15 protein-coding genes are annotated in these 26746 nt (G+C 63.1%); all 15 read left to right on the top strand.

All coding sequences use genetic code 11. The features are described from left to right. Positions 1 to 15: 15 nt before the first annotated feature. The 15 genes from KTJ77_RS02160 to rpsQ all read left to right on the top strand — a co-directional run bounded on the left by KTJ77_RS02160 (position 16) and on the right by rpsQ (position 26712). The gene (locus KTJ77_RS02160; protein WP_217336874.1) at positions 16 to 231 is read left to right on the top strand and encodes a hypothetical protein; all 216 of its coding nucleotides are present in this window, start codon (positions 16 to 18) and stop codon (positions 229 to 231) included. Positions 232 to 923: 692 nt separating this feature from the next. After that, complete coding sequence (locus KTJ77_RS02165) at positions 924 to 2783, top strand: HNH endonuclease signature motif containing protein (RefSeq protein ID WP_217336875.1); 1860 nt, start codon at positions 924 to 926, stop codon at positions 2781 to 2783. A 931-nt stretch (positions 2784 to 3714) separates the two neighbouring features. Further along, entirely contained in the window at positions 3715 to 10401 is a 6687-nt protein-coding gene (locus KTJ77_RS02170; RefSeq protein WP_217336876.1) for a VWA domain-containing protein, read from the top strand. Positions 10402 to 10803: 402 nt separating this feature from the next. After that, on the top strand, positions 10804 to 20847 hold the full coding sequence (locus KTJ77_RS02175; RefSeq protein WP_217336877.1) for a DUF5979 domain-containing protein: 10044 nt from the start codon (positions 10804 to 10806) through the stop codon (positions 20845 to 20847). A gap of 584 nt (positions 20848 to 21431) precedes the next feature. After that, on the top strand, positions 21432 to 21740 hold the full coding sequence (gene rpsJ / locus KTJ77_RS02180) for a 30S ribosomal protein S10 (protein WP_040162964.1): 309 nt from the start codon (positions 21432 to 21434) through the stop codon (positions 21738 to 21740). Positions 21741 to 21754: 14 nt separating this feature from the next. Next, on the top strand, positions 21755 to 22414 hold the full coding sequence (gene rplC / locus KTJ77_RS02185) for a 50S ribosomal protein L3 (protein ID WP_217336878.1): 660 nt from the start codon (positions 21755 to 21757) through the stop codon (positions 22412 to 22414). 5 nt (positions 22415 to 22419) lie between these two features. Further along, complete coding sequence (rplD, locus tag KTJ77_RS02190; protein ID WP_217336879.1) at positions 22420 to 23076, top strand: 50S ribosomal protein L4; 657 nt, start codon at positions 22420 to 22422, stop codon at positions 23074 to 23076. Next, entirely contained in the window at positions 23073 to 23369 is a 297-nt protein-coding gene (gene rplW / locus KTJ77_RS02195) for a 50S ribosomal protein L23 (RefSeq protein ID WP_217336880.1), read from the top strand. The genes rplD and rplW overlap by 4 nt, the downstream gene beginning before the upstream one ends. A gap of 20 nt (positions 23370 to 23389) precedes the next feature. Further along, on the top strand, positions 23390 to 24229 hold the full coding sequence (gene rplB / locus KTJ77_RS02200; protein ID WP_217336881.1) for a 50S ribosomal protein L2: 840 nt from the start codon (positions 23390 to 23392) through the stop codon (positions 24227 to 24229). Positions 24230 to 24240: 11 nt separating this feature from the next. Further along, positions 24241 to 24522, top strand: a complete 282-nt coding sequence (gene rpsS / locus KTJ77_RS02205) for a 30S ribosomal protein S19 (RefSeq protein ID WP_147825097.1) — start codon at positions 24241 to 24243, stop codon at positions 24520 to 24522. Positions 24523 to 24544: 22 nt separating this feature from the next. Beyond that, positions 24545 to 24940 carry a 50S ribosomal protein L22 gene (rplV, locus tag KTJ77_RS02210; RefSeq protein WP_217336882.1) on the top strand — a complete coding sequence of 132 codons (396 nt, stop codon included), beginning with the start codon at positions 24545 to 24547 and terminating at the stop codon, positions 24938 to 24940. Beyond that, on the top strand, positions 24940 to 25692 hold the full coding sequence (gene rpsC, locus KTJ77_RS02215; RefSeq protein WP_217336883.1) for a 30S ribosomal protein S3: 753 nt from the start codon (positions 24940 to 24942) through the stop codon (positions 25690 to 25692). The genes rplV and rpsC overlap by 1 nt, the downstream gene beginning before the upstream one ends. Then, positions 25692 to 26111: a 50S ribosomal protein L16 gene (gene rplP, locus KTJ77_RS02220; RefSeq protein ID WP_217336884.1), complete on the top strand. Its 420-nt coding sequence runs from the start codon at positions 25692 to 25694 to the stop codon at positions 26109 to 26111. The genes rpsC and rplP overlap by 1 nt, the downstream gene beginning before the upstream one ends. After that, positions 26111 to 26422, top strand: coding sequence for a 50S ribosomal protein L29 (gene rpmC, locus KTJ77_RS13530; protein WP_217336885.1), 312 nt, complete (start codon positions 26111 to 26113; stop codon positions 26420 to 26422). Before rplP ends, rpmC begins: the two co-directional genes overlap by 1 nt. Then, entirely contained in the window at positions 26422 to 26712 is a 291-nt protein-coding gene (rpsQ, locus tag KTJ77_RS02230; protein WP_217336886.1) for a 30S ribosomal protein S17, read from the top strand. Before rpmC ends, rpsQ begins: the two co-directional genes overlap by 1 nt. The last annotated feature ends 34 nt before the right edge of the window (positions 26713 to 26746 follow it).

A 26746-nucleotide genomic window follows, 5' to 3' on the forward strand; every position in this document is an offset into this window, starting at 1 on the left:
CGTGAAGGGGATCCCATGGGACTCGACGACATCGTCAACAAGGGCAAAGAGCTTTTCGAGCAGAACAAGGAAAAGGTCAACGATGCGCTGAACAGCGAGCGGGCCGAAGACATTAGCGACAAGGTGCTTGACGGCGTCTCGGGCTTCGCTAAGAACGTTCTGCCCGACTCTGCCGACGCGAAGATCGATGAGGTTCGCGACAACATCGACAAGAACATCGGCAACGAATAAACGTCCCCACGACGTGAACCCCCGAAGGGCGGGTTCTAGCGGCCGCCGCAACACCTCGAGTTTGAGGAGTTGCGGCGGCCGATTCTTGTTTTTTGGGGTTTGGGTTTTTGGGGTTTGGGGTTTGGGCTTGGCGGCTGCCGCGGTTCTGAGGCTGGGGGTTGGGGGATGGTTGGGGGTTTGGGTGCTGGGGTGCTCGAACCATGGGCCAAAGGAGTGGATGGCTTGCGCGCGTATCCGCGTCTGGCCCATCCGGTTCTGAGTAAGAGGCCTTTGGCTACACAGAATTCGGTGTCCTGGACGGCTGGCCTGATGAGGGCTACTGGCGTGGGCGGCGCGATGGCTTGGATCGTTCTTGGTTCCTGCCGCCTCTGTCTCTGACGCATCGATGTGAAGTACGGTCATGCGAGGCAAGTCGCAAGTGGGGCCAGAGCGGCGCGTAGTAATGCCAGCGAGGCGGGCCCGTCGCGTTGGTGTTTCAGTCCGGCGACGGGTGTCGAGCGGGATGCTCAGAGGGTGTATTGCGCATTGGGCCGAAGCGCGGCCACATGATCCATGTGGCCGCCGGGACGATCGCCGTGGTGTCGCGGTAACTCGTCGGACTCGGCTCCTCCACAATCTCAATCCGCAGCGTCTTGTCCACATCTTCTTTCGAACCTATTTACCAATGTCGGTGGCTGGTGAGAGAATAAGACATGGCAACTTTAGGCGACATTGCGGAGCTGATTCCCACTCTTTGTGGGCATGACGCTTCCGCTGTCGCGTGCTCGTGCGGCGAGAATTCTGCCGCACATTCTGGTGGTCATGCGGGTGTGACGGCAGCGGAGTTCGAGGCGCTGATGCTGGGCATGAATGACGCGGAGATTCACGCGATCATGCAAGAGAGCGCCGCCGTCGAGCGACAGGTTGCCCTATTGCGGCAGATCGCGACGGGCATCGCATCTGCGCGGTCCGCGCGTGCGTTTGGGCATGGCGGTCTCGCCGCAAAGCGCGGACACCGCTCGGCAGTGTCGCTGGTGCAAGAGATTCTGGGGGTTTCACAGGCCGAGGCCGCCCGTCAGGTGCGGGTGAGTGAGAGCTTGGTTGATGCGACCGGAACCACGGGGCTGCCGGATGCGGTCGTCGGCGTTGGAGAACGCGAACCCGATACGCGCAGCGGCGGGCACGACGATGGTGCCGGCGGTGCAAACGGTGACGGTAGTGACGACGATGGTGATGGTTCCGGGGCTACCGGCGACGAAGCTGGCGTATCCGCGGTGTGTCAGCCGCGTGCATGGCATGAACCGCTTCGCGTCGCGTTGCGAGACCAGGCGCTGTCGAACGCGCAGTTCGACACGATTCGCACCGGACTCGGTGAACCACCCCGCATGCCCCGAGACGCTGACGGCAACCCCCTCCCGATCCTGGTGAAGAAGACTGCCGCGCCCACATGTGGTGAATGCGGCGCCGGCGATTGCGGCCACAGTGGCGGCGACGCTGGGGGAGTCTGCAATCACGACCGTGATGGCTCTAGCGATCTCATCGGCGACACCGTGATGGTCGAATACACGCCGACCGTCGAAGAAGCAGACGCATTTGATGCAGCAGCCCGCGAGGCGTGGAGTCTGGCCGCCGAGCAACTTGTTGTGGAAGCGCGTGTTCGCACGATCAAAGATCTGCTCGCGCACGCCCGATTCATGCGAGACCAACTCGACCCTGAGGGTGCCAAGCGTCGATTCGATGAGCGCTATGAGGCGCGGTCGTTTCGGATGTTCCAAACCGACACCGGCGCCACCCGCGTCATATGGACTCTCGATGACCAGACGGCACTGTTGATCGCCGCGGCCCACGATGCGGCTCTGCGCCCGCGCCGCGGCGGCCCCCGCTTCGTCGACTCGGCCGAAATTGAGAGAGCCGCCGCGCTCGCTAAAGACCCACGCACAAACGAACAACTTGCGAGCGACCTGATGACTGACATCGTGCGCGCCGGAATCCTCGCCGACGCGAAAAGCGTGTTCGGTACCCGTCAAGCGGGCGTCCGCCTCGTCCAGGTCATCGACGACCACGGCCATCGCGCACCCGTCGCATACACCGAAGACCGACTCACCGTGCTTCCCGGCGGAGTCGCCGACCAGCACCTCTGCAACAGCGAAAGCATCCACGCGACGTTTGACGCGAGCGGCAACCCGCTCAACCTCGGCCGATCAGTTCGAAAGTTCACTGCGGCGCAGAAAACCGTCCTCGCGATCCGTGATGGCGGCTGCCGGTGGCCCAATTGCGACCGTCCAGCGTCCTACACCGAAGCCCACCACATCGACCCGTGGGAAGAGGGCGGAACCACCGATATCGACCGCGGCATCCTGCTCTGTCAGTACCACCATCTCAACGTCCACAACAATAAATGGCGCATAACTCGGCAGGGTAAGGGCGATTTCACCCTTACCCACCCCGACCATCCGCCGCAGCCACTGCCCGCTCGGGCAGCCCTCGAGTATGCGTTCCAAGACATCGCTCTGCCCGATCCCCGCTTCCGACAAACCTCGTCACCACCCACACGAGAATCGGCAGCCGCATGATCACCCGCAACCCCATCGCCGCGCCACCCCGCCATCGCGCGGCCGGCGCAGTGAGCGGGTTGTTGACGCCAAGTCGGCCTTGCCGCCACCCCGCCACCCCGCCACCCCGCCACCCCGCCACCCCGCCATCGCGCGGCCGGCGCGGCGCGGCGGAGTGAGCGGGTTGTTGACGCCAAGTCGGCCTTGTCGCGACCCCGCGACCCCGCGACCCCGCGACCCCGCCACCCCGCCATCGCGCGGCCGGCGCGGCGCGGCGGAGTGAGCGGGTTGTTGACGCCAAGTCGGCCTTGTCGCGACCCCGCGACCCCGCGACCCCGTGACCCCGCCACCCCGCGACCCCGCCACCCCGCGACCCCGCGACCCCGCCACCCCGCCATCGCGCGGCCGGCGCGGCGCGGCGGAGGCGCGTAGCGGAGGTACGTGGAGTGGGACGGGGACCGACGTGCCCGCGACCTTCGCGCACTCCACCGAGCATCCGCAACTCATGAACCGCATCCGACTCTCCCTCGCACGCCGTGCACTTCACCCAACAAAATCAACGTGGGAATCAGGACGACCGATTCCATCCCCGCAACCATCGCCCTGCCTCTGTAGCACGTGGCCCCGATCCGTCATCACCAGCAAGACGGTTGCTTCGAGTTGCTTCGCAACACGATTTGGGTTGCCTGTGAAGCGCGCAAAACCTACGCAGCCAGCCCACAAAAAACGCTCAAATCTGGCCCATCGAATACCCGAATTCCTTGCGAAAGTCCTCTATCGAGGATGCAATTCTGCGGTGGTCAGACTGATTTCCTGCGGATATACGCGACAACCACTTGTTGACCCGATATAGCGAACGTATTTTCGCCGTGTCGCCGGGGATTCCTGCCTATGCCCTGGCGACCGCCGGCGAGTTCTTCGTTGACGGGTAGCAAGCGAAGGAATCCTTCCCATGTCGAACTCGCGATCTCGATGGTCACTTACACGCAACGACCGACGGACCCACAGTCCGCAGCCGGGGATACTCGACGTACACCGCCGCAGATACGGCGCCATCGTCGCAGCCATCCTCGCAAGCGGACTCATCGTCGGTGGCTTCGCGCCAGCGGCAACAGCCGCGGCCCCGCCACCGTCGTCGACCCAACCGGCCGCAAACGACACGGCAACACCATCGCCATCGCCAGATCCATCCCAGAGCGCGGATCCTTCGCCCGAGCCCTCAGGCACACCCAACCCGGTGACGACGGCAGATCCCACACCCACAGGCGCGGCACCAACGCCATCCCAGCCACCGACGGAACCTGAACCCACAGGCGCACCCGAGCCGGAGCCGACCCCAGACCCGTCACCCGAGCCAACCGGCGCCGCACCAACCGCCGTGCCACGTCCGACTCCTTCCGCCGACCCCTCACCGGAGTCGACCCCAGCCCTGCCCAGCCTCATGGCACTCCTCCCCGGCTGCGTACCCGCCGCAGGTGACCCCTGTGGCTCGATTAGCCTCTCCGTCGTCATTAACGGAGGAACTGCAACGGTCGACAACTGGACGGCAAGCGCCACCGAAGTCGAATCGACCGACTTCCACAACCTGCCAACCAACAACACGCCGATCTCCGTCGAACGTGGCTTCACGTACCAAATCGACATCTCCGCAGTCGACAACGCACTCGCCAACAAATACAGCGCAGCGCTGGCCTGCAACGAAAACAGCAACCGCGTGAGCTGGGACAGCGCGACACAACGTGTGACGTTCACCAGCAACACGAGTGACAACGGCGAGCCCCGCGCACTCACGTGCACCTACACGTTGACGGCGGCAGCATCCACGACGATCACAACCTATGTCGCAGGTGACCGCGACGGTTTGGCAGGCATCGACGGTCTTTCCGGCGCGACACTGCGCATGTGGACAGGCACCGACGCTGGCCCCGCCGCGCCCATCGCCGAGGACTGGGCACAGTGTATATCGACCGGCGCGGACGGCAAATGTGTCTTCACCGTCCCCGAGGCAACAACAACGAATGCAGGCAAACAGTTCTGGATCGTGCCCGAGACAGCACCAGTCGGTTGGCGAATCAACACCGACTTCGCGACCGGCGGCTCTGGCTCGACGATCACGAAGTATGCCGCACAGACCGACCCCATTTCAGCGGACCCGCAAGACTCGCGCGTCGACTTCATGATCGGAACCGGCTCCTCCTCCGCGCGCGCTTCTGGCGGCACCTTCGTGATGTCGCGCGACAACGTGTCACGCGACCCCGCATGTGGTGTCGACGTTGCGCTGCTGTTTGACCTGTCTGGCTCGCTCGCCGGACAGCTCCCACAGATTAAAGAAGCCGGGTCCGCGATGGTTACGGCGCTGGAAGGAACCAACTCGACAGTCGGCGTGTACACCTTCGCAAGTAACGCCCCAGCCTCCGCAGGCAGCACCCTGGCGCAAACCCAGGTCTCCACCGCCGCGGGTGCCGATGCCGTGCGAGCTCACATCGACTCGTTCTCGACCCCGACAGGCGCAACCAACTGGGACCGCGGCCTCAGCCAAATCCCCAACCTCACCTACGACGTCGTCCTCGTCATCACCGATGGCAACCCGACGTTCTACGGCGGCGAAGAGGGCCCAGGCGACTACACGAGGTTCCGCGAAGTTGAAAACGGCGCACTCTCGGCCAACGAGTTGAAAGCCAACGGAACCCGCATCGTCGCGGTGGGCGTCGGCGCCGGTATCGGTGGCCCTGCCAACAACCTGGCAGCCATCTCTGGCCCGGTCGCTGACGGCGACTACTTCCAAGAACCCACCTTCGACGCGGCGGCCGCGGCCGTGCGCAACGCAGCCCTCGGTGACTGCCTCGGCTCGCTGACCATCGTCAAGCAGGTGGTGCCGAACGGCAACGCCGGCGAAGACGTCACCGGCGCGACCCCCGCGGGTGGCTGGACATTCGACGCGGTATCGCAGACCGCCGGACTCGCCGTCGGAAACGGCGGAACCGGTGCCACGGCTCCCGTCACCGGTGCGGTGAACTTCCCACTCACCTACACAGGCGGAACCAGCACAGGCACGGTACGAGTCAACGAGCAACTGCCCGCGGGCTACGGCATCGTCACGCAGGGCGGAATGAACGCCGTATGTACGGCGACACTGCTCAACGGTGACACCAGTCCGGTGTCGGTGACCAACCAGACCGTCGGCACCAACCCTGCATTCGACGTGCCGGTTCCGGCCAACGCCTCGGTATCGTGCACGGTCTACAACAAGCCGCAACTCGTCAAGACCAGCATCACGGTCGAGAAGGTATGGACGATCAACGGCGTCGAATACTCGAACGCAGAGAACCCCTTCATGAACGAAGGGCTCACCGCATCGCTTTTGCTGGATGGCACCGCACAACCGTGGAACGTGCCGCGCGGCGACATCGATGAGGGCACCGCCGTCGAGATCAACGAGACCATGACGGCAATGCCCACCGCACTCCCGCAGTGCCGGGTGGCCGGAGTGGAACTTCGTGACTCGGGTGGTGACGTCGTCTCGATGGCGCTGCCATTCGACGTCGAGCTCGACGCCGACGCTGAAATCAACATGTACACGATCAACAACGTCGTGACATGTGGTTCGCAACTGACGCTCATGAAGACAGTCGCAAACGGTAGTGCTTCTCCGAGCGACTGGACCATGACCGCGTACGGCCCCGACTCGGCCATCGCGGGCCCGACCGGCCCGGCAGGGGTCACCGGCCCCGTCTCGCCGAACGTGCGATACGAGCTCGGTGAGAGTGGCCCGGCAACCTACGTGCAGAGCGTCGCCCCGAACGCCGTGATCACACCGCCATCGACCGGTAGCTGGGTGTGTGTTCAGCTCGACGCTCAAGGCAACGTGATTCCTGGATTCAGCGACGGCCTCAACGGCGGTGTGACGGTTCCGCTCGGCGCCAGCGTGCGATGCGCGGCGATCAACCGCACCGCATTCCTGGTGCTCGAAAAGCATGTCACGAACGACAACGGCGGCGAAGCCGGCCCCGCGGACTTCACGCTGACGGCAACGCCTGACGCGCTCGCTGGCCTCTCGGCAAGCACCGTCGTCGGCGACAGCGTCACGAGCCCCGCGAACACCATCACGGTGCGCCCGGATCACGTCTACACGCTGACCGAATCGGCGGTACCCGGATATGCCTTCAGTAAACTGCAGCAGTGGGTTGGCGGTAGCTGGGTGGATGTCGTCGCAAACCCCGATCCTGCGGGCTATCCGCAGCAGGACGACGATGGCAACTGGCAGGTGAAGGTGTCGCCGCTGGCGACCGACATCTACCGCTTCGTCAACGACGATATGGCGCCAAAGCTCACGCTGATCAAGTCTGTCGTCAATCAGTGGGGCACCGACGCAGAGCCGACCGATTGGACGCTGTACGCATCGTCCAGCGAGGGCAACTTCAACGGTCAGTCTGGCGTCACCGGCACCGTGCACGCTGGTGTCGGCTACGCGCTCAGTGAGTCGGGAGGAGCAGACGGCTTCAAACTGACCGACCTGACATGTACGTCGGGCCTCGTCGGCACCACCGTGACAGCGCAGGTGGGCGAAAACATCACCTGTATCTTCACGAACACCGCGCAGCCCGGCGAGCTGACGCTCTACAAGGTTGTCAACAACGACAATGGCGGTTCGGCGGTCGAGACCGACTGGGATGGCCTGCTTGAAGCCCGAATGGGCGATGCAGACACCCTGTACTTCGATCACAGTGAGACGCGCGAAGTCATTCCGGGAACCTACACGCTGAATGAAGGCGAGGGCTCCGCAGGCTACCTGTGGACCGACCTATCCTGCACTAACCAGCGCCCAGAAATCGCACCCGAAACGGTCGCGATCGAGACCTCACTCGAAGACCCGGTCGTCACTATCGGTGCCGGAGAGCGCTGGACGTGCTGGTTCACCAACACGTCGCAGAAGCCGCAGCTGACACTGGAGAAGGAGATCATCAACACCGGCGGCGGACTCGCAAGCGCCGATGACTGGACGCTCACCGCAATGGCCGAAGTCACCCTGATCAGCGGTACCGGAACCATGGTTTCGGAAAACATCGCAGCGATCAGTGGCGAGGCAGTCGCCGACACCCCGATCACCCTCGGTGAGATGGGTCCGAGCGGCTACACCGCGAGCGACTGGGCATGTCGTGATACCGGCAGCGGCGATCCGATCGCCCTCGATGACGCCCAACTGTGGCTCGAAATCGGTGAGGACGCCACATGCCGCATCGTGAACACGGCAATACCCGCCACCGGAACCGTCGACAAGCAGGTGACGTCGGCAGTACAGAACGAGGACGGCACGTGGACGATCGAGTACGAGATCACCGTCACGAACAACTCTGAGTTCTCCGGCTACGAATACAGCCTGTCTGACGAGTTGCAGTACGGCGAAGGCATCGACATCATCGACGCGACATGGTCGGGCAACGGTATGACCGATCAGCCATTCGCCGACGACGACACCGCAACGCTCGCCACCGACGAGGTCATTGACCCGCCGTTTGGCACCGAGGTCTACACGGTGACGGTCAACGCCGACGTGACGGCCGACGCATACGACGACGGAACCACGTGGTGCGACCCGTACGGAAGTGAGGCTGGCGGGTTCTTGAACACCGCGTACCTCACCGACGACAACGATGGTGGCGAGTCGCACGCGTGTGCAGAACCGTACACGCCGATGGTCGATAAGAGCACAGAAAACGTCGTAGACAACGGCGACGGCACCTGGACGCTCACCTACAACCTGACGGTGGTGGCGCCACTGGCACCCGAGGGTGAGACCGTGTTCTACGACCTGACCGACGAACTCAACCTGCCAGACGGTGTCGACATGGTGGGCGACGCCACCGCGACGGCCATCGGTTCCACACCCGCACCGACGAACGCATCGTTCGACGGCGAAGGCATCTGGACCATCGTCGACAACGGCAGTGTTGGTTCCGAAGCGCATATCTACCAGGTGACGGTGACGCTCAGCACGAGCGAAGAAGCCGTCAACGCACCGTGGGTATGTCAGCCGGAGGGCGAGGGCATCGCGGTCGGCAACACCGGAACCATCATCTCGGGCAACTACGAAGACTCGGATGATGTGTGCGACGTGGTGCACTACGACGACGTCTCGATTGACAAGACCGCGGGCCTGGGCGAAGACCAGACCTCGGTTGAGCCGGGCGACACGTTCGACTACGAACTGACCGTCACCAACCACGGCACGCGACCCGCGCTTGACGTTCTGGTGACAGACACGTCGATCAACGATCGCCTCGTGATCACGAACATCGCGGTGAGCGCGGGCCACACCTGGTCGTCGGTGCCAGGCTACGACGCCAATGACGTCGCGGTCATGATCGATGAGATCGGCATCGAGGAGTCGGTGACGATTACCGTGACGGTGATGTTCACGCTGCCCGAGGTGACGGATGTGCTCTCCGAAGAGGTCGATCCGCCCGCCCCTGTGCCGATTGAAGAGTTCATTAACGAAGCCTGCGTCGAGATGACGGGCGATCAGAACCCGGAGAACGACTGCGACACGGTGACCATTCCGGTTCGCGATGTCGCCGCGGTCGTCAGTGCCGTGTGCGTCGGCGACGCTCCGTACCTGCATTGGACGGTGGTGAAGTCTGAGACGCTGCGGGATGAGCCCATCAACTTCCTGTGGACGCCGAACACGCCAGGTGCGCACGAGCCGCCGAACGTGGAGCTGACGGAACCAGGAGGATCGCTCAGCTGGACTGATGAGATTGAGTGGCCAGGGTCTGCCTTTACACCCCAAGGTGTGAGTATCGACTACCCAGGATGGCGACTTCTGCGGGCCAGCGACTATGCACCAGGCGGCGGCTTCTACATCCCCGGAACCACGACGGTCATGACGCCGGAAGAGGAAGCAGACTGGGTCTTCAACGGCATGATCCTTGACCCCAGCGAGCTGGACTACGCATGGCGGCTGGACTCCACGGTGACATTCTCGGTCAACCCCGAGGTCTCGTTCACCGCGGTGTATCCGGAGGCGCTGCCAGAGTGTGCTGTGGCTCGTCACTCCGAAGTCCAGGTTGAGAAGACCGCGTCCGTCGAGAAGGCGATGCCAGGTGACACGATCAAGTACACGATCGCGGTGCAGAACATCAGTGATGACTCGGCAGCCGACGGTGTGATCATCACGGACGAGATTCCGAGCACGCTGAAGGTAACCGACGTGACGTGGCCGGGCGAAGACGATGAATCGGTGTTCCCGAACTGGGAGAGCTGTCAGATCGCCGGAGCCAACGCCCAGGGTTACGGTGGCATGCTCACCTGCACCCTGTTCGGCCCGCTCCAGCCGGTCGGTGTCGGTACGGCCGTGGCGCCCACGCTGACGCTCACCGCGACGGTGGCAGCCTCGGCTCCTGCCGGGCAAATCACCAACGTGGCCATCGTGGATTACCACACGTTCGGTGACCCTGACGATAAGGGCCGCGACAGTGACGACGCCGTGGTCACCATCGGTGCCGCAAATAAGCCGCCGACACTGCCGGCAACGGGTGAACCCGTGAACGGGCTGTGGCTGCTGCTTGGCCTGATCGGCCTGGTGGGTGGTGCCGGCCTGCTCGTGACCCGCAGGCAACGAGAGGAGCGCTCGCGGCTATAACGCCCGCACCTGAACGGCTAGTGGGGAGCGTCTCAGACGTCTCCCCATTAGCCGTTTCTGCGCGTCTGGTGCTGTCGGTCTGAGCGTTTGCGGAGCACTTCCTTCGGGTCTCCGGGAAGAGTCTTTTCCGTTGGCTGTGAGCGCTCTTCGCGGTACGGAGAAGTCGCACCCAATCTACGGAGGTCGCCACCCTGGTGTGCGGGGATTTTTGGTTCCTCTCCCGGCCTTTCCTTACATGAGAGGCCTCTCATCTCTGAACTCGTGCGGAGATCAGCACGAATCTCTTGTCGCCATATAAAGGCGCTCATACGTTCTGGGTGTCGCTTGGGAATCCTGTGCATCTTTCTGAGCGATCGCCGGCGATCTCCCACGTCAGCGAGCAGCAATCGAAGGAATCTCGTCATGTCGAACTCGCGATCTGGATGGTCAGCCAAGCGCAACCGTCGGGCAACGCACGTCCCTACCAGCAGGTGGGACAGACTCATGGGCCGCACCGGCCTTAGTCAGCGCAACGCGAGAGATGGAGCGGAGCCGGGCGGCGGCCGCGTGCATAAGTGGGCGGCGCTCATCGCCGTCGGCGCGGTCGTCTTCGGTGGCGTTGTCGCGGTCGACTCCGTCAACGCGCCACCGGCAGACGCCGCGACGATCACGGTGCCTGCCGGGCAAGACGTGCAAGCACGCATGGAGAAGCACGTCGGATACACCAACTCGCAAGCGCAAAATGGCACTGCCAACGCGACCACCGGCGATGATTATCGGTATGGCTCAGCGGTCAGTTCGACGAACTCCGGATCGATCACCAACCCCGGTGGCTCAGCAGGAACCGCGGGGGCTTCTTACTCGGATGGATACACCGCGTACATTTCAAGCGGTAGCACCGCCTGGACTGCACACGGTGACCAGAACGGTAGCGCGGGGCAGCTCGCGCTTTCCGATCAGAGCGCGCTTGGGTTCGCCCCGCGAAGCATCTCAACGGTCGAAACTGGTCAGATCTTCAACCTGGGCCGCATGGCTCACAAGAACAATCCCGTCCAGGCGACGAATCAGTGGTACCGCGGTGACATGGACATCAGGTTCCTCGAGATGGACCTGTCCTACACATGGCAGATGAATGAGACGCCCAACTTGTGTTCTGGCAACAACTGTGCGGATGACTTCACGAACTTTCTGAACCAGATCTCCCCGCAAACATTCGTGAGCAACGGCCTCACCTACACCCTGGTTATCCAGGGCTTTGTTGCGCCACAGGGGGCGAACAACTCGTGTAACGCGACGGTGACCAGCCTGGGTGGCGTGATCAACCAGTTCCGTACGGTTGAGGGCACGACCACCTACGGATGTCTCTACGCGTCCGTCGAGCAGGTTCGTCAGGTCACGATTAACAAGAACGTGGTGTCCCCGTACGCGACGGCGCCGGCGCAGACGTTCAACTTCACCAGCTCGTCGACCCTCGCGGGCTCGCCGTGGGGTAGCAACTTCACCCTGACGAACGGTCAGAGCGTCACCCGCACCTACAACAGTGGTGAAGCCATTACCATCACCGAGGGTGCACAGTCGGCTCCGTGGTCATTCACGAGCGTTGCTTGCGTTGACGGCACGGGAGCAGCCGTTCCGGGCGTCACCGTGAGCGGCCGAGCGGTCACCATTCCGCGTGGAACCACGGCGACAACGGCACAGGCCGCGCCGATTACGTGTACTTACACCAACACCTACACGCCAACGGCAACAGTCACGCTCGTCAAGCAGGTCACCTCGACAGGGCAGCAGGCTCCTGTTGCGCAGCCGGCGCACTGGACGCTGAGCGCACTCGGACAGGGCGTAGTCAGCGGCCAGACCGTATCTGGTCCTGGTAACTCCACCACGGTCACGAACCAGACGGTTATTGCCGGCACCTACCGCCTGAGCGAAGTTGCCAACAACGCAGGCACGACAGGTGGCTACGTGCAGAACGGGCCGTGGACGTGTACAAACAACGTCACGGTCAACGCGAACAACGAAATAACGCTGACGCATGGCCAGTCCACGACCTGTACGGTCAAGAACCTCTTCCAGACCGGCTCGCTTGAGATCACGAAGACTGTGACCTCACCGGCGGGCGGCTACACGCAGGGCACCGCGAAGGCGTTTACCGCGCAGTACTCCTGCACCGTCGGCGGCGGAGCACCATTTGGCGGTCAGGTGACCGTCAACCCGGCAGCCACCAACGGCAACGCCGGCTCCGTCGTGACGGTTCCGAACCTTCCCGCAGGCGCCAGCTGCACCGTGACGGAGCTGAACGCTCCGACCGGCACCTCTACCGACCTTGCCAATGGCTCGTACGTCTGGGGCGCACCGGTTGTCAACCCTGGCGCTGCCGTACAGATTCCGGCGAACTCCGCGGTGCGGGTCAACCTCACCAACGCGGTCACGCAGAACACCGGCTCGCTCGTCATTAGCAAGCAGGTCACGCCGCGCGCCGGCGTGCCGAGCACGGGCTACACCGGTGACACCCGCACCTTCGCTATTAACTACGCGTGTGTAATCGGCGCTGCAACGACGGCGTCGGGCACGGTCAACCTGGCCGCAGGCCAGAGCACGACGGTGACCGGAGTTCCGGCAACGTCGACCTGTACCCTGAGCGAGACTCTCGCGCAGCAGCCCGGCGACTTCGCCAACGCGTCGTTCCGCTGGGACGGCAACGCCTTCACACAGCCGGCGGTCATCGCGACCAACGGCCAGTCGAGCGGTTCGGTACAGAACTTCTTCACGCGTGACATGGCTAACCTGACGATCAACAAGACCGTTCAGGGTGGCGGATACACCGCGGGCGACTTCACGATCAACTACGCGTGTGCTCAGGGAGATGTTGGCATCAGCGGAAGCGTCTCGCTTGCTCACGGCGAGTCCGAGACGGTTCAGGTTCCGTCCGGCGTCTCCTGCACTGTCGCGGAGACCGCAGCTCGTCCCGACCTCGCTCCCGGATACGTGTGGGGTGACCCGACCTACACGGGTCTCACCAACGGTTCCGTCACGGCCACGGTGGCGCAGCCCGCAACCGTCACGGTCACCAACCCCACCGCGATCGGCTTCAACCGCATCTCGGTTGACAAGGAGATCGCGAACTACGCGGCTCAGGTCAGCGCAGGCACCTCGTTCGAAATCACGGTGGCATGTGATGCGCCCGCTCAGGGCGAAGCCACGAACTACACGGGTGTCTTCACCTTCACGACGCCGCTCGATGCTGCACAGCAGACGCCGTACCTGCCGATCGGAACCTCGTGCACGGTCGTTGAGACCAGCATGCCGAGCGGAAGCACGAACCTGCCAGGTGCATCGTACGCATGGTCGACGACTCCGACCTACGACCCCGCAGGCGGAACCGTCACGGTTCCGGAGTCCACGACGCCGGCGCTTGTGACGGTCACGAACGACGTCAACCGCGTCTACGGCCCGCTGTCGATCACGAAGTCGGTAGTCAACAACGCGTCGGTCGCGCTGACTGACCCCTTCACCGGCACCTGGGCATGTACGTTCGGTGGCGAACCGCACGCGAGCGGAACTTGGACGGTTCCGGCAGCGGGTGGCACAGCAACGCTGAGCGACACGACCGGCGACCACGCGGCGCTTCTCGTCGGCAGCATCTGTAGCGTTACAGAAACTGACCCGACCAACCCGGTTCCTGGTGACAACTCCTACAGCTGGGCCGTCTCCCTGCCTTCGGACATCCTGCCCGTCACGGCTAACGGCACCAGCGCGACGGTGACCAACACCATCACGCGCACGACCGGTTCGTTCTCGGTCGCCAAGAGCGTGACAGGTGGTACCGCCGGTGAGCAGTTCGCCGCCACGGACTTCACGTTCGACTACGTCTGTGACGCACCGAGCGGTCCGGACATCAGCGGAACCATTGCCGTTGCCGCCGGTGCAAGCGCCAGCGGACCGGATGGCATTCCGGCCGGCTCGATCTGTACCGTCACCGAGCGCACCGGAGGCGACCTGCCGGTTCCGGTTGACCCGTACCGCTGGGATGGTGTGACCTTCTCGACCACGGGTGCCGTTGGCACGCCGGTCGCAGACGGTATTCGCTTCACGACTCCGGCTGACGGCGCGGCGGTTGCGGTAGCGGCGACGAACAGCATTTCGGCTCGCACCGGTAGCGTCAGCGTCACCAAGGCGGTCACGCCGTTGGCAGACGGATTCACCGGAGGCTCGAACGAGATCTTCCCGATGACCCTGACCTGCACGAACCCGGCAACGGGCAATTCGGCACAGATCGGCGCAACCGAGTCGATCGCTAATGGTGGCACGGCCACCTGGAGCGATATCCCGATCGGCGTCGTATGTACGGTTCAGGAAGGCGCGATTGACGAAGGCCTGAAGGATGCTTCCTTCGCTTGGGCTGCCCCCACCTACAGCCACACGGCGGGAGTCACGGTTCTTGAATCTGACACTCCGGTCATGACCGTCACCAACTCCATGGTGCGGGTCTACGGCGAGGTCACGGTCGCGAAGTTCTTCGATGACGGCGGCTTCTCCGGAGTCGTGGCAGCAGAGCGCACCTATAGCGGTGACTGGTCATGTTCCTACGGCGGCGACGTTGTCGCAGCTGGCACGTGGAGCGGAACCGGTTCGTCTGCTGGCACCAACGCCACGCTCACCGCGACAACAGGATCGGCGACGCAGGTTCTGCTCACCTCCTCCTGCACGGTGACGGAAAACTCGCCGAGTGCACCGAGCGCGACAGATGGATCGTTCTACTGGCTTGACCCCGTTCTCGTCGGTGTGACTTCGGTCAGCCAGACGACGAGCAGCAACCAGATGACGGTGGCCAACGAAGTTGCGCGCAACACCGGATCGGTGACGGTCGCCAAGACTCTCTCCGGCCAGACCAGCGGCTACACGGGTGAGGGCTTCGCCGGGTTCCCTGTGGGTATCGCCTGTGCGCTTAACGAAGCGGATCTTCTGAACCCTGACGCTCCGAACCGCATGGTTTCTGAAGTGGCAGTCATGCCGGGCGTCGCAGCGGTACCGCTGATCACCAATGTTCCGCAGGGCTGGCTCTGTGGTGTCACCGAGGGTCCGTTCTCCGGAGGGCTCTTTGACGGCTCCTACGCGTGGGGCGACGAGAGCATCACGGTGGATGGTTCCGACACCAGCCGTCTGACGGTGGGTGAATCGCCGCGCGCTGTCGTGGTCGACAACCCCATCACTCGCGTCACCGGTGGCATTCAGATCACGAAGACAATCCCCGACGCTCTGATCGATGTCGTCAATGACGGCGCGGTCTACGCTGGCGACTACTCCTGCGTATACGCAGAAGGAACCGCCCGCGAAGAGACCTTCGCTGGCACCTGGACGCGGACAGGCACGGGCGACGCGGCGCTGACCGGTGACACCGTGTTGCCGCTCGGCACGATCTGTGAGGTCACCGAGGACGCGCCTGACGACAGTGACCTTGTCGATGCTTCGTGGTCGTGGGGTTCCCCGACGATTACGGCAGAGTCGGCAACGGTCACGGCAAACGGACCGGCTTCGTTCACCGTCACGAACACCCCGGAGCGGGTGTACGCGACGATTTCGATCACGAAGCAGCTGAACGCTCCGCTTGGTAACGGTTTCGCCAACCCCGCGTTGACGGTCGGCGGTAGCTGGACGTGTGATTACGACGGAACAACGGTGGCTACCGGCCGCTGGACGGCTCCGGCTACGGGTGGCCTCGCTACCCTTGACCCGGTCAACCCGCAGATTCCGCTCACCTCAGAGTGCCGTTCGGTTGAAGACACTCTCGACACCACCGTGTTCACCGACGCCTCGTATGTATGGGGCCCGCAACCTGCCGTTCAGTACGCTGGTGAGCTCGTTGCTGGTGAAACGGCAGGAATGACCATCGTCAACTCCGTCGACCGCGTCTACGGTCAGTTTGCGATCACGAAGCTCATCAACCGTGGTGAGGGCGTCAACGACACCGCCCCCTCGACGGGTATTGAGTACACCGGTACGTACGCATGTTCGTACAACGGTGTGGAAGAAGCGGCAAAGACGTGGAGCCTCATCGGTACCGGAACCTTCACAGCTCCTGATGCGTACTACGTCGGCACCGAGTGCCGCATCATCAGCGAGAACGATCCGTCGGCACCGGTGCCTGGTGACGACTCCTACCAGTGGGCGGGCAGCTCGTTCAGTGCCCCTGTCACGCTGAGCGCCAGCCCGGCGGTCGGAACGGCCACCGTGACCAACTCGGTCATTCGTGCTACTGGTGACTTCACGGTGACGAAGGCATTTGCCGGTGACGCTTCCGGACTCCTGGAAGCAGACTCGCAGTACACCTTCGAGTGGGGCTGTGTTGCCGACAACGGTGACACGTTCCCGGCTGACGGTGAACCGAACACCTTCGCCATCCCGGCTGGTGGTGCGTGGAGCCCAGAGATGAGCATCCCGATTGGTAGCGAGTGCACGGTCGAGGAAACGATCCTGCCCGCTGTCACCGACCCGTCCTTCACCTGGTCGACCGCGATGTCGATCACGGGAGCCACGGGCACAGCTACCGGCTCGTCGATGGTCTTCGAAACGCCAACGAACGCGGAGACGACGGTCATCGTGACCGCAACCAACACGCTGAACCGTGCGAACGGCAGCTACGCGGTGGCGAAGTCGTCTGACCCGATCAGCGGAAGCACCGTCAAGCCTGGCGACACCATCACCTACACGGTGACGGTCACGCCCGGTCCGGTGGGCTTCGTTGACAATGTGGTCGTCACCGATGACATGAGCGCGGTGCTGCCATACGCCACCCTCGACAACACCAGCATCGTCGCATCTCAGGGTGCGGCGGCAGCCTCCGGCTCGTCGCTGGTGTGGACGATCGGACGCGTCAACGTTGGCGAACCGCTCACCCTCACCTACACGGTGACGGTGAACCCCGATCAGTGGGGTGTGGAGCTGCGTAACAGCGTGTCGGCTACGGGTGAATTCCCGCCGACCAGCTGCGAGCTGTGCTCCACCGTTCACTACACGCCGGCGTGGAGCATCAACAAGAGCGCTGACCCGGCAAGCGGATCCGCGGTGGTCGGCGGTGACGTCATCACCTACGAACTGTCGGCGATGAACACCACCGCACACGCAACAGTGACCGGTGCAATGGCGACGGATGACCTGAGCGGAGTACTCGCATACGCCGACCTTGTCGAACCGTTGCCAGCCGGCCTCACCCTCAGCGGTGGTGTACTCACCTGGGCCATCCCCTCGATGGCTCCGGGCGAGACGGCAACTGTCAACTACGCGGTGACCGTCAAGGACGGCTTCGACGGAGTGACGCTACAGAACAGCGTCGAACCCGGTGATGGTGGTGAGTGTGTCGAGAACTGCACGACGACACACCTCACGCCGAAGTGGGCACTGGCGAAGTCGAGTGACCCCGCGTCGGGCTCGAAGGTGTTGCCAGGTGAGGCAGTCACGTACACCCTCACCATCACGAACACCGGTTCGATCGAGGTGCCATCGGCCATCGCAACGGACAACCTGAGCGACGTGCTCGCGCACGCTGACCTGGTGGATCCGCTCCCGGCCGGACTGACGTTGGTCGGCACGACCCTCACGTGGGATGCCGGAACGGTCGCCGTCGGCGGCGTCGAAACGGTGAGCTACACCGTGGTTGTCCACGATGACGCTCGCGGTGTGACGCTACGCAACGTGGTTGTTCCTGGAACGCCCGGTGGCGATTGCGAGGAGAACTGCACGACGGAGAACCCGGTTCCCGGCTGGTCGTTGACCAAGTCCAGCGACCCGGTATCGGGATCGTCGGTGCTGCCTGGTGACGAAGTTACTTACACGCTGACGGCTACCAACACCGGCCAGGTCGCTACCGCCGTCACCGCCGAGGACGACCTCACCGAGGTTCTTGCTCACGCCGAACTCGTGGGAGATCTGCCTGCCGGCCTGACGCTCGATGGCACGACCCTCACGTGGGATGCTGGCGAGCTGGGCATCGGTGAGACGGTGACGGTGAGCTACACGGTCGTCGTTCACGACGACGCACTCGGTGAGACGCTGCGCAACGTGGTGGTTCCCACCACACCAGGCGGCGAATGTGAAGGCCCATGCACGACAGAACACCCGGTTCCGGCCTGGACGCTGACGAAGACCAGCGACCCGGCATCCGGATCCACTGTGATGCCAGGTGATGAAATCACCTACACGCTGCTGATCACGAACACGGGCCCTGTCGACCTCGAGTCGGTGGAGGCAATCGACGACCTCAGCAACGTTTTGGATGACGCTGCACTGGTCGGAGACCTACCTGACGCGCTGACGCTCGTTGGTACCACGCTCATGTGGGATGCCGGCGCCATCGCCGTCGAAGAATCGGTAACGGTCAGCTACACCGTGGTCGTGAACGATGACGCCTGGGGTGCAACCCTGCGCAACGTCGTGACACCGGAGACGCCAGGCGGCGAGTGCGAAGGCCCATGCTCGACTGAGCACCTGGTTCCGGCGTGGTCCCTGACCAAGACCAGCGACCCGGTCTCCGGTTCGACGGTCATGCCTGGTGACGAAGTGACGTACACGCTCACCATCACCAACACGGGCCCCGTCCTGGTGGAATCGGCAACGGCCGAGGATGACCTTGCGGATGTCCTGGCACACGCTGACCTGGTGGGTGAGTTGCCTGCGGGCCTGACGCTCGACGGCACCACGCTCACGTGGGACGCTGGGCTCGTCGATGTCGAAGATTCGGTATCGGTCAGCTACACCGTGGTGATCCACGATGACGCTCGCGGTGCAACGCTGCGCAACGTGGTCGTGCCGACCAGCCCGGGCGGCGAGTGCGAAGGTCCGTGCTCGACTGAGCACCTGGTTCCGGCGTGGTCGCTGACCAAGACCAGCGACCCGGTCTCCGGTTCGACGGTCATGCCTGGTGACGAAGTGACGTACACGCTCACGGTCACCAACACTGGTCCGGTCGCCGTGTCGGTGTCGGCAGAAGACGACCTGAGCCAGGTACTGGCAAACGCCGAGCTCGTGGGCGAGTTGCCTGCTGGCCTGACGCTTGAAGGCACCACGCTCACGTGGGATGCCGGTGAGGTCGGACTCGAAGGGTCCGTCTCGGTCAGCTACACCGTGGTCGTGAATGAGGACGCTCGTGGCGTGACGCTGCGCAACGTTGTCGTGCCGACCACGCCTGGCGGCGAGTGCGAAGGCCCGTGCGTGACTGAGCACCCGGTTCCGGCCTGGACGCTGAGCAAGACCAGCGAACCCGGATCGGGAGCAACGGTTCTGCCCGGTGACGAAATCACCTACACGCTGGCGGTCACCAACACCGGTCCTGTCGCGATCGCGTCGGTCACGGCCGAAGACGACATGAGCGATGTGCTCGATGACGCTCAGCTCGTGGGCGAGCTGGCTGATGGTCTGACGCTCGAGGGCACAACCTTGACCTGGACCACCGGTGCGATCGCCATGGGTGAAACGGTGACGGTGAGCTACACGGTCATGGTCAACGAAGATGCGCGTGGCGTCACGCTGCGCAACGTCGTCGTACCGACTACGCCTGGTGGCGAGTGTGTGGATGACTGCACGACAGAGAACCCGGTTCCGGCGTGGACGCTCACCAAGACCAGCGACCCAGCTTCGGGCTCGTCGGTTCTGCCTGGTGAAGAGATCACGTACACGCTGACGGCGACGAACACCGGTCCGGTTGCTCTTGAGGCGGTCACGTCTGTCGACAACCTGGCGGATGTGTTCGCACACGCTGACCTGGTCGGTGACTTGCCTGAAGGACTGACCCTCGACGGCACGACGCTGACCTGGACGATCGGCGCCCTCGACGTCGAAGAGTCGGTGTCGGTGAGCTACACGGTCAAGGTGCATGAAGATGCCCGCGGAGCCACGCTGCGCAACGTCGTCGTCCCGGTCACACCAGGCGGCGAGTGTGTCACCAGTTGCACGACTGACCACCTGGTTCCGGCGTGGACGCTCAGCAAGACCAGCGACCCGGCTTCGGGCTCGACGGTCAAGCCGGGTACCAACATCACCTACACGCTGACAGCGACGAACATCGGCGAGGTTCTCCTCACCGGCGCTCTCGGAGTCGACGACATGAGCGGTGTGCTCGACAACGCCACCCTTGCAGGCAACCTGCCTGCCGGGCTCACCCTCAGCGGCGAGACGCTGACGTGGCAGATCCCGGACCTGGCGCCTGGCGCTACGGCCTCCGTGAGCTACATTGTCACGGTCAAGGCAGACGCAAAGGGCGTCACCATGAAGAACGTGGTGACACCGGCGGGTACGCCTGGTGGCGACTGCGTCGACAGCTGCTCGACTCAGCACAAGGTTCCGACGCCGCCGAAGCCGCTGCCGGCAACGGGTACCTCGGATGCCCTGCCGCTGGGCCTGGCTGGAGGCTTCGCACTCCTGGCCGGTGCAGTACTGCTGGTGATCCGTCGCAACCGTCGCGAAATGCAGGACTGACACGTTGCTGAACAGTCGTCGACGCGGGGAGGTGCGGGCGTCACTGTGAAGCACGAGGTGGGCGGGTAGCTCCCGCCCACCACCCCGGTTCTCCTGGCTCAGCCACCGAGCACCGGTTGTGGCGGGGGAGAGCCTCGGAAGTCTCACCCGCCACCCCCAACACCCGGGTTCCGGAACCTTGCCCCGAGGTTCCGGAACCCTCTTCTTTTGCGCGAGGCTGGGTATCGGCTGAGCGCGACACGCCCGGGTTTGCGGCATGGTTCTGCGTCTGTCAGACTATGTAGGTTCCACATTTCGGCGGCGCTTTTTGCGTGCGTACGAATCACCACCAGGGCAGTGCATAGGCGGCGTGAAAGCGCAGAGACCTAGGCCGCGGGTCGGAGAACATCACCAACCAAACTGAGCTCCTGTCGGCATGCCGTCGGGATAGGCGAGGTGCTGGGGATAAATCCCTGGTCTGATATCAAAATAGTGGTGCAGCATCGAGTCACGCGAGTGACGCGAAAGTGCCAGGCGCAGATGAGATTGCTGCGCCCAGTGCGTCCAATGCCCGAGAGGTATGACGCGGAAAGAGAGAAAAAGAGATGGCGGGACAAAAGATCCGCATCCGACTGAAGTCGTATGACCACGAGGTCATCGATTCGTCGGCTCGTAAGATCGTCGACACCGTGACCCGTGCGGGCGCGACCGTTGTGGGCCCCGTGCCCCTTCCGACGGAAAAGAACGTGGTGGCAGTCATCCGTTCACCGCACAAGTACAAGGACAGCCGCGAGCACTTCGAGATGCGCACCCACAAGCGCCTCATCGACATCATCGACCCGACGCCTAAGGCTGTCGACTCGCTGATGCGCCTCGACCTTCCTGCCGATGTCAACATCGAGATCAAGCTGTAAGGGCGGGGATCAGAATGGTTGATATCAACAACAAGGTTTCCAAGGGTCTGCTCGGCACGAAGCTCGGCATGACTCAGGTCTGGAACGAAAACGGCAAGCTCATCCCGGTAACGGTTATCGAGCTGGCACCGAACGTGGTTACGCAGATCCGTACCCCTGAGCGCGACGGCTACAACGCTGTTCAGATCGCTTACGGTCAGATTGACCCCCGCAAGGTGAACAAGCCCCTCACGGCTCACTTCGAGGCAGCAGGCGTTACGCCCCGCCGCCACGTGACGGAGATCCGCACCGCTGACGCTGGCGACTACTCGCTCGGCCAGGAGCTCACGGTTGACGGTACCTTCGAGGCCGGCCAGCTCGTCGACGTGGTCGGCACGAGCAAGGGTAAGGGCACCGCTGGTGTCATGAAGCGCCACAACTTCGCTGGTGTTTCGGCTTCGCACGGTCAGCACCGTAACCACCGTAAGCCCGGTTCTATCGGTGCTTCGTCGACCCCGTCGCGCGTCTTCAAGGGCATGCGCATGGCAGGTCGTATGGGTAACGAGCGCGTGACCGTACTTAACCTCACGGTGCACTCCATCGACACCGAGAAGGGACTCATGCTCGTTAAGGGCGCAGTTCCCGGTGCACGTGGACGCATCGTCTTCGTCCGCAACGCAGTGAAGGGTGCCTAAGTATCATGGCTGACTCCACGCTTAAGCTCGACGTTCTGGGCGCTGCTGGCAAGAAGGCCGGTTCGGTCGACCTGCCCGCCGCGATCTTTGACGTCGCAACGAATGTCCCGCTGATTCACCAGGTTGTTGTTGCCCAGCAGGCAGCAGCTCGCCAGGGAACGCACGCAACCAAGGGCCGTGGCGCTGTGTCCGGTTCGGGTTCGAAGCCGTTCAAGCAGAAGGGTACGGGTAACGCTCGTCAGGGCTCGATCCGTATGCCGCAGCACCGCGGTGGTGGCGTTGTCCACGGACCGCAGCCGCGCGACTACTCGCAGCGCACCCCCAAGAAGATGATCGCTGCTGCCCTCCTCGGTGCAATCAGCGACCGTGTTCGTGGCGAGCGTCTGCACGTTATCGACTCGTTCGGTATCGAGGGCGCACCCTCGACCAAGAAGGCTGCAGCACTGCTGAAGTCGTTCCCGGGCAAGAACGTCCTCGTTGTGCTCACGCGCGACGACGAGGTGAGCCTGCTCAGCGTACGCAACCTCGAGAACCTTCACGTTCTCGCTGTTGACCAGCTGAACGCTTACGACGTGGTCGTCTCTGACGACATCGTCTTCACCAAGGCAGCCTTCGACGCGTTTGTCGCAGCGAAGACTGGCGCTGAGGAGGTTTCGGCATGACCGCAAACAAGGATCCGCGCGACATCATCTTCAAGCCGGTTGTCTCGGAGAAGTCCTACGGACTGATCGACGAGGGCAAGTACACCTTCGAGGTGGACCCCCGCGCAACGAAGACCGAAATCAAGCTCGCCATCGAGAAGATTTTCGGCGTCAAGGTCGCGTCTGTTAACACCATTAACCGCGTCGGCAAGGCACGCCGCACCCGCTTCGGCATGGGCAAGCGCAAGGACACCAAGCGCGCCATTGTTGCTCTGAAGTCGGGCACGATCGACATCTTCACGTCGGTCGGCTAAGCGGAAAGAGGACGAAAAACATGGCTATTCGTAAGTACAAGCCCACGACCCCTGGTCGCCGCGGCTCGTCGGTTGCCGACTTCGCTGAAATCACGCGTTCCACGCCTGAGAAGTCGCTGCTGCGCCCGCTGTCCAAGACCGGTGGTCGCAACAACCAGGGTCGCATCACGACCCGTCACATCGGTGGTGGCCACAAGCGCCAGTACCGCGTTATCGACTTCCGTCGTAACGACAAGGACGGCGTCAACGCAACCGTTGCTCACATCGAGTACGACCCCAACCGCACGGCACGCATTGCGCTCCTGCACTACGTCGACGGAACCAAGCGCTACATCCTGGCTCCGAACAAGACCAAGCAGGGCGACATCATTGAGTCGGGCGCAAGCGCCGACATCAAGCCCGGTAACAACCTGCCGCTGAAGAACATCCCCACGGGTACTGTTATTCACGCAATCGAGCTCCGCCCCGGTGGCGGCGCAAAGATCGCTCGTTCGGCTGGTGTCTCGGTTCGTCTGGTTGCAAAGGACGGCAACTTCGCGCAGCTGCGCATGCCGTCTGGCGAAATCCGTAACGTCGACGCTCGTTGCCGCGCAACGATCGGCGAGGTCGGCAACGCCGAGCAGTCGAACATCAACTGGGGTAAGGCTGGCCGCATGCGCTGGAAGGGCGTTCGCCCGACCGTTCGTGGTGTCGCTATGAACCCGGTTGACCACCCGCACGGTGGTGGTGAGGGTAAGACCTCTGGTGGTCGTCACCCCGTTTCCCCGTGGGGCCAGGCCGAAGGCCGTACCCGTCACGCAAACAAGGAAAGCGACAAGTACATCGTGCGTCGCCGTACCGTTGGCAAGAAGCGTAAGTAGGAGTCAAGAAGATGCCACGCAGTCTGAAGAAGGGCCCCTTCGTCGACGAGCACCTGCTTCGCAAGGTCAGCTCGCAAAACGAAGCGGGAACGAAGAACGTCATCAAGACCTGGTCGCGCCGATCGATGATCGTGCCGTCCATGCTGGGACACACGATCGCCGTTCACGACGGTCGCAAGCACATCCCCGTATTTGTTACGGAGACGATGGTTGGCCACAAGCTGGGCGAATTCGCGCCCACCCGCACCTTCCGCGGCCACGTGAAGGACGACAAGAAGGGCCGCCGCCGCTAAGCGGGGGCGCAGAGGAGAAGAAATGGTGGAGTCCATCGCACGCGTGCGACACATCCGCGTGACCCCTCAGAAGGCTCGTCGCGTCGTTGCGCTTATCAAGGGAAAGCAGGCTGAAGAAGCCCTCGCGATCCTGAAGTTCGCGCAGCAGGCCGCTTCGGAGCCGATCTACAAGCTGGTCCACTCGGCCATCGCTAACGCCCGCGTTACCGCGGACAAGAACGGTGAGTCGCTGGACGAGTCGGATCTGTTCGTAACGAACGCATATGTGGACGAGGGCACGACGCTGAAGCGTTTCCAGCCCCGTGCACAGGGTCGCGCATTCCAGATCAAGAAGCGCACGAGCCACATCACGGTCGTGCTTTCGACGCCGGAGACAGCTGCTGCTGCTCCTGCGGCTCAGAAGAAGGCGAGCAAGTAATGGGACAGAAGGTTAACCCGTACGGCTTCCGCCTCGGTATTACGACGGACCACGTGTCACGTTGGTTCTCGGACTCGACGAAGCCGGGCCAGCGTTACGCTGACTACGTCGCCGAGGACATCAAGATCCGTCAGCTGCTGCAGACGCAGCTGGACCGTGCCGGCGTCAGCAACATCGAGATCGAGCGCACCCGTGACCGTGTTCGTGTGGACATCCACACGGCTCGCCCGGGTATCGTCATCGGTCGCCGTGGTGCTGAGGCTGAGCGCATCCGCGCTGACCTTGAGAAGCTCACCGGCAAGCAGATCCAGCTGAACATCCTCGAGGTTCGTAACCCCGAGGCTGATGCTCAGCTGGTTGCACAGGGCATCGCAGAGCAGCTCACCGCTCGCGTGGCATTCCGCCGCGCGATGCGCAAGGGCCTCCAGGGCGCTCAGCGTGCAGGTGCTAAGGGTATTCGTATCCAGGTGTCCGGCCGCCTCGGCGGTGCTGAGATGAGCCGTTCGGAGTTCTACCGCGAAGGTCGTGTGCCGCTGCACACGCTTCGTGCGAACATCGACTACGGCTTCTACGAGGCAAAGACCACCTTCGGCCGTATTGGCGTGAAGGTTTGGATCTACAAGGGCGACCTGACCAACAAGGAACTCGCTCGCGAGCAGGCTAACCAGAAGCCGTCCCGCGACCGTGGTGACCGCCCCCGTCGCGCTCCGCGCAACGCAGAGGCACCGGTCACGGAAGGAGCTTCGGCGTAATGCTTATCCCTCGTAAGGTTAAGTTCCGTAAGCAGCACCACCCCAAGCGTGATGGTGCAGCTACCGGTGGAACCAAGGTTTCGTTCGGCGAGTACGGTATTCAGGCGCTCACGTCTGCATACGTAACCAACCGTCAGATCGAGTCCGCTCGTATCGCAATGACCCGTCACATCAAGCGTGGTGGAAAGGTGTGGATCAACATCTACCCTGACCGTCCGCTGACGAAGAAGCCCGCTGAAACCCGCATGGGTTCCGGTAAGGGTTCACCCGAGTGGTGGGTTGCAAACGTCAAGCCGGGTCGCGTCCTCTTCGAGGTCGCTGGTGTTAGCGAGCAGCTCGCTCGCGAAGCCATGACCCGTGCCATCCACAAGCTGCCGCTCAAGGCACGCATCATCAAGCGCGAGGAAGGCGACGCATAATGGCGATCGGCACCAAGACGCTCGCTACTAGCGAGCTCGACACGTTCGAAGACCAGCGCCTCCTCGAGGAGGTCCGTAAGGCCAAGGAAGAGCTGTTTAACCTGCGCTTCCAGTCGGCAACGGGCCAGCTCGAGAGCCACGGTCGCATCCGCGCCGTCAAGCGCGACATTGCACGCCTGTACACCGTTATTCGCGAGCGCGAGCTGGGCATTCGTGCCACGCCCGCACCCGTTGAAGCGGCTCCCAAGGCGAAGAAGGCTAAGGCGAAGAAGGCCGACGAGGCTGACGTCGCGAAGGAGGACGCAGAGTAATGGCTGCAAAGGACGAAGCCGTACAGGCTGAAGCCGTTGTCCGTGGCGACCGCAAGGCTCGCCGTGGTTACGTCGTCAGCGACAAGATGGACAAGACCATCGTTGTAGAGGTTGAGGACCGCGTTAAGCACCCGCTCTACGGCAAGGTCATCCGTCGTACGTCGAAGGTTAAGGCTCACGACGAGACGAACAGCGCCGGCATCGGTGACCTCGTTCTCATCAACGAGACCCGTCCCCTGAGCGCTACCAAGCGGTGGCGTCTCGTCGAGATCCTCGAGAAGGCCAAGTAAGCCTTCGGGCTCGCTTGGAAATAAGGGAGTAACA

Origin of the sequence: Microbacterium sp. NC79, from assembly GCF_019061125.1 — a bacterium.
Lineage (GTDB): Bacteria > Actinomycetota > Actinomycetes > Actinomycetales > Microbacteriaceae > Microbacterium.

Coding starts and splice junctions, on each gene's coding strand:
- KTJ77_RS02160 (WP_217336874.1), top strand. CDS start 16: ATGGGACTCGACGACATCGTCAACAAGGGCAAAGAGCTTTTCGAGCAG.
- rplW (WP_217336880.1), top strand. CDS start 23,073: ATGACCGCAAACAAGGATCCGCGCGACATCATCTTCAAGCCGGTTGTC.
- KTJ77_RS02170 (WP_217336876.1), top strand. CDS start 3,715: ATGTCGAACTCGCGATCTCGATGGTCACTTACACGCAACGACCGACGG.
- rplC (WP_217336878.1), top strand. CDS start 21,755: ATGGTTGATATCAACAACAAGGTTTCCAAGGGTCTGCTCGGCACGAAG.
- rpsQ (WP_217336886.1), top strand. CDS start 26,422: ATGGCTGCAAAGGACGAAGCCGTACAGGCTGAAGCCGTTGTCCGTGGC.
- rpsC (WP_217336883.1), top strand. CDS start 24,940: ATGGGACAGAAGGTTAACCCGTACGGCTTCCGCCTCGGTATTACGACG.
- KTJ77_RS02165 (WP_217336875.1), top strand. CDS start 924: ATGGCAACTTTAGGCGACATTGCGGAGCTGATTCCCACTCTTTGTGGG.
- rpmC (WP_217336885.1), top strand. CDS start 26,111: ATGGCGATCGGCACCAAGACGCTCGCTACTAGCGAGCTCGACACGTTC.
- rplV (WP_217336882.1), top strand. CDS start 24,545: ATGGTGGAGTCCATCGCACGCGTGCGACACATCCGCGTGACCCCTCAG.
- rpsJ (WP_040162964.1), top strand. CDS start 21,432: ATGGCGGGACAAAAGATCCGCATCCGACTGAAGTCGTATGACCACGAG.
- rplP (WP_217336884.1), top strand. CDS start 25,692: ATGCTTATCCCTCGTAAGGTTAAGTTCCGTAAGCAGCACCACCCCAAG.
- KTJ77_RS02175 (WP_217336877.1), top strand. CDS start 10,804: ATGTCGAACTCGCGATCTGGATGGTCAGCCAAGCGCAACCGTCGGGCA.
- rpsS (WP_147825097.1), top strand. CDS start 24,241: ATGCCACGCAGTCTGAAGAAGGGCCCCTTCGTCGACGAGCACCTGCTT.
- rplD (WP_217336879.1), top strand. CDS start 22,420: ATGGCTGACTCCACGCTTAAGCTCGACGTTCTGGGCGCTGCTGGCAAG.
- rplB (WP_217336881.1), top strand. CDS start 23,390: ATGGCTATTCGTAAGTACAAGCCCACGACCCCTGGTCGCCGCGGCTCG.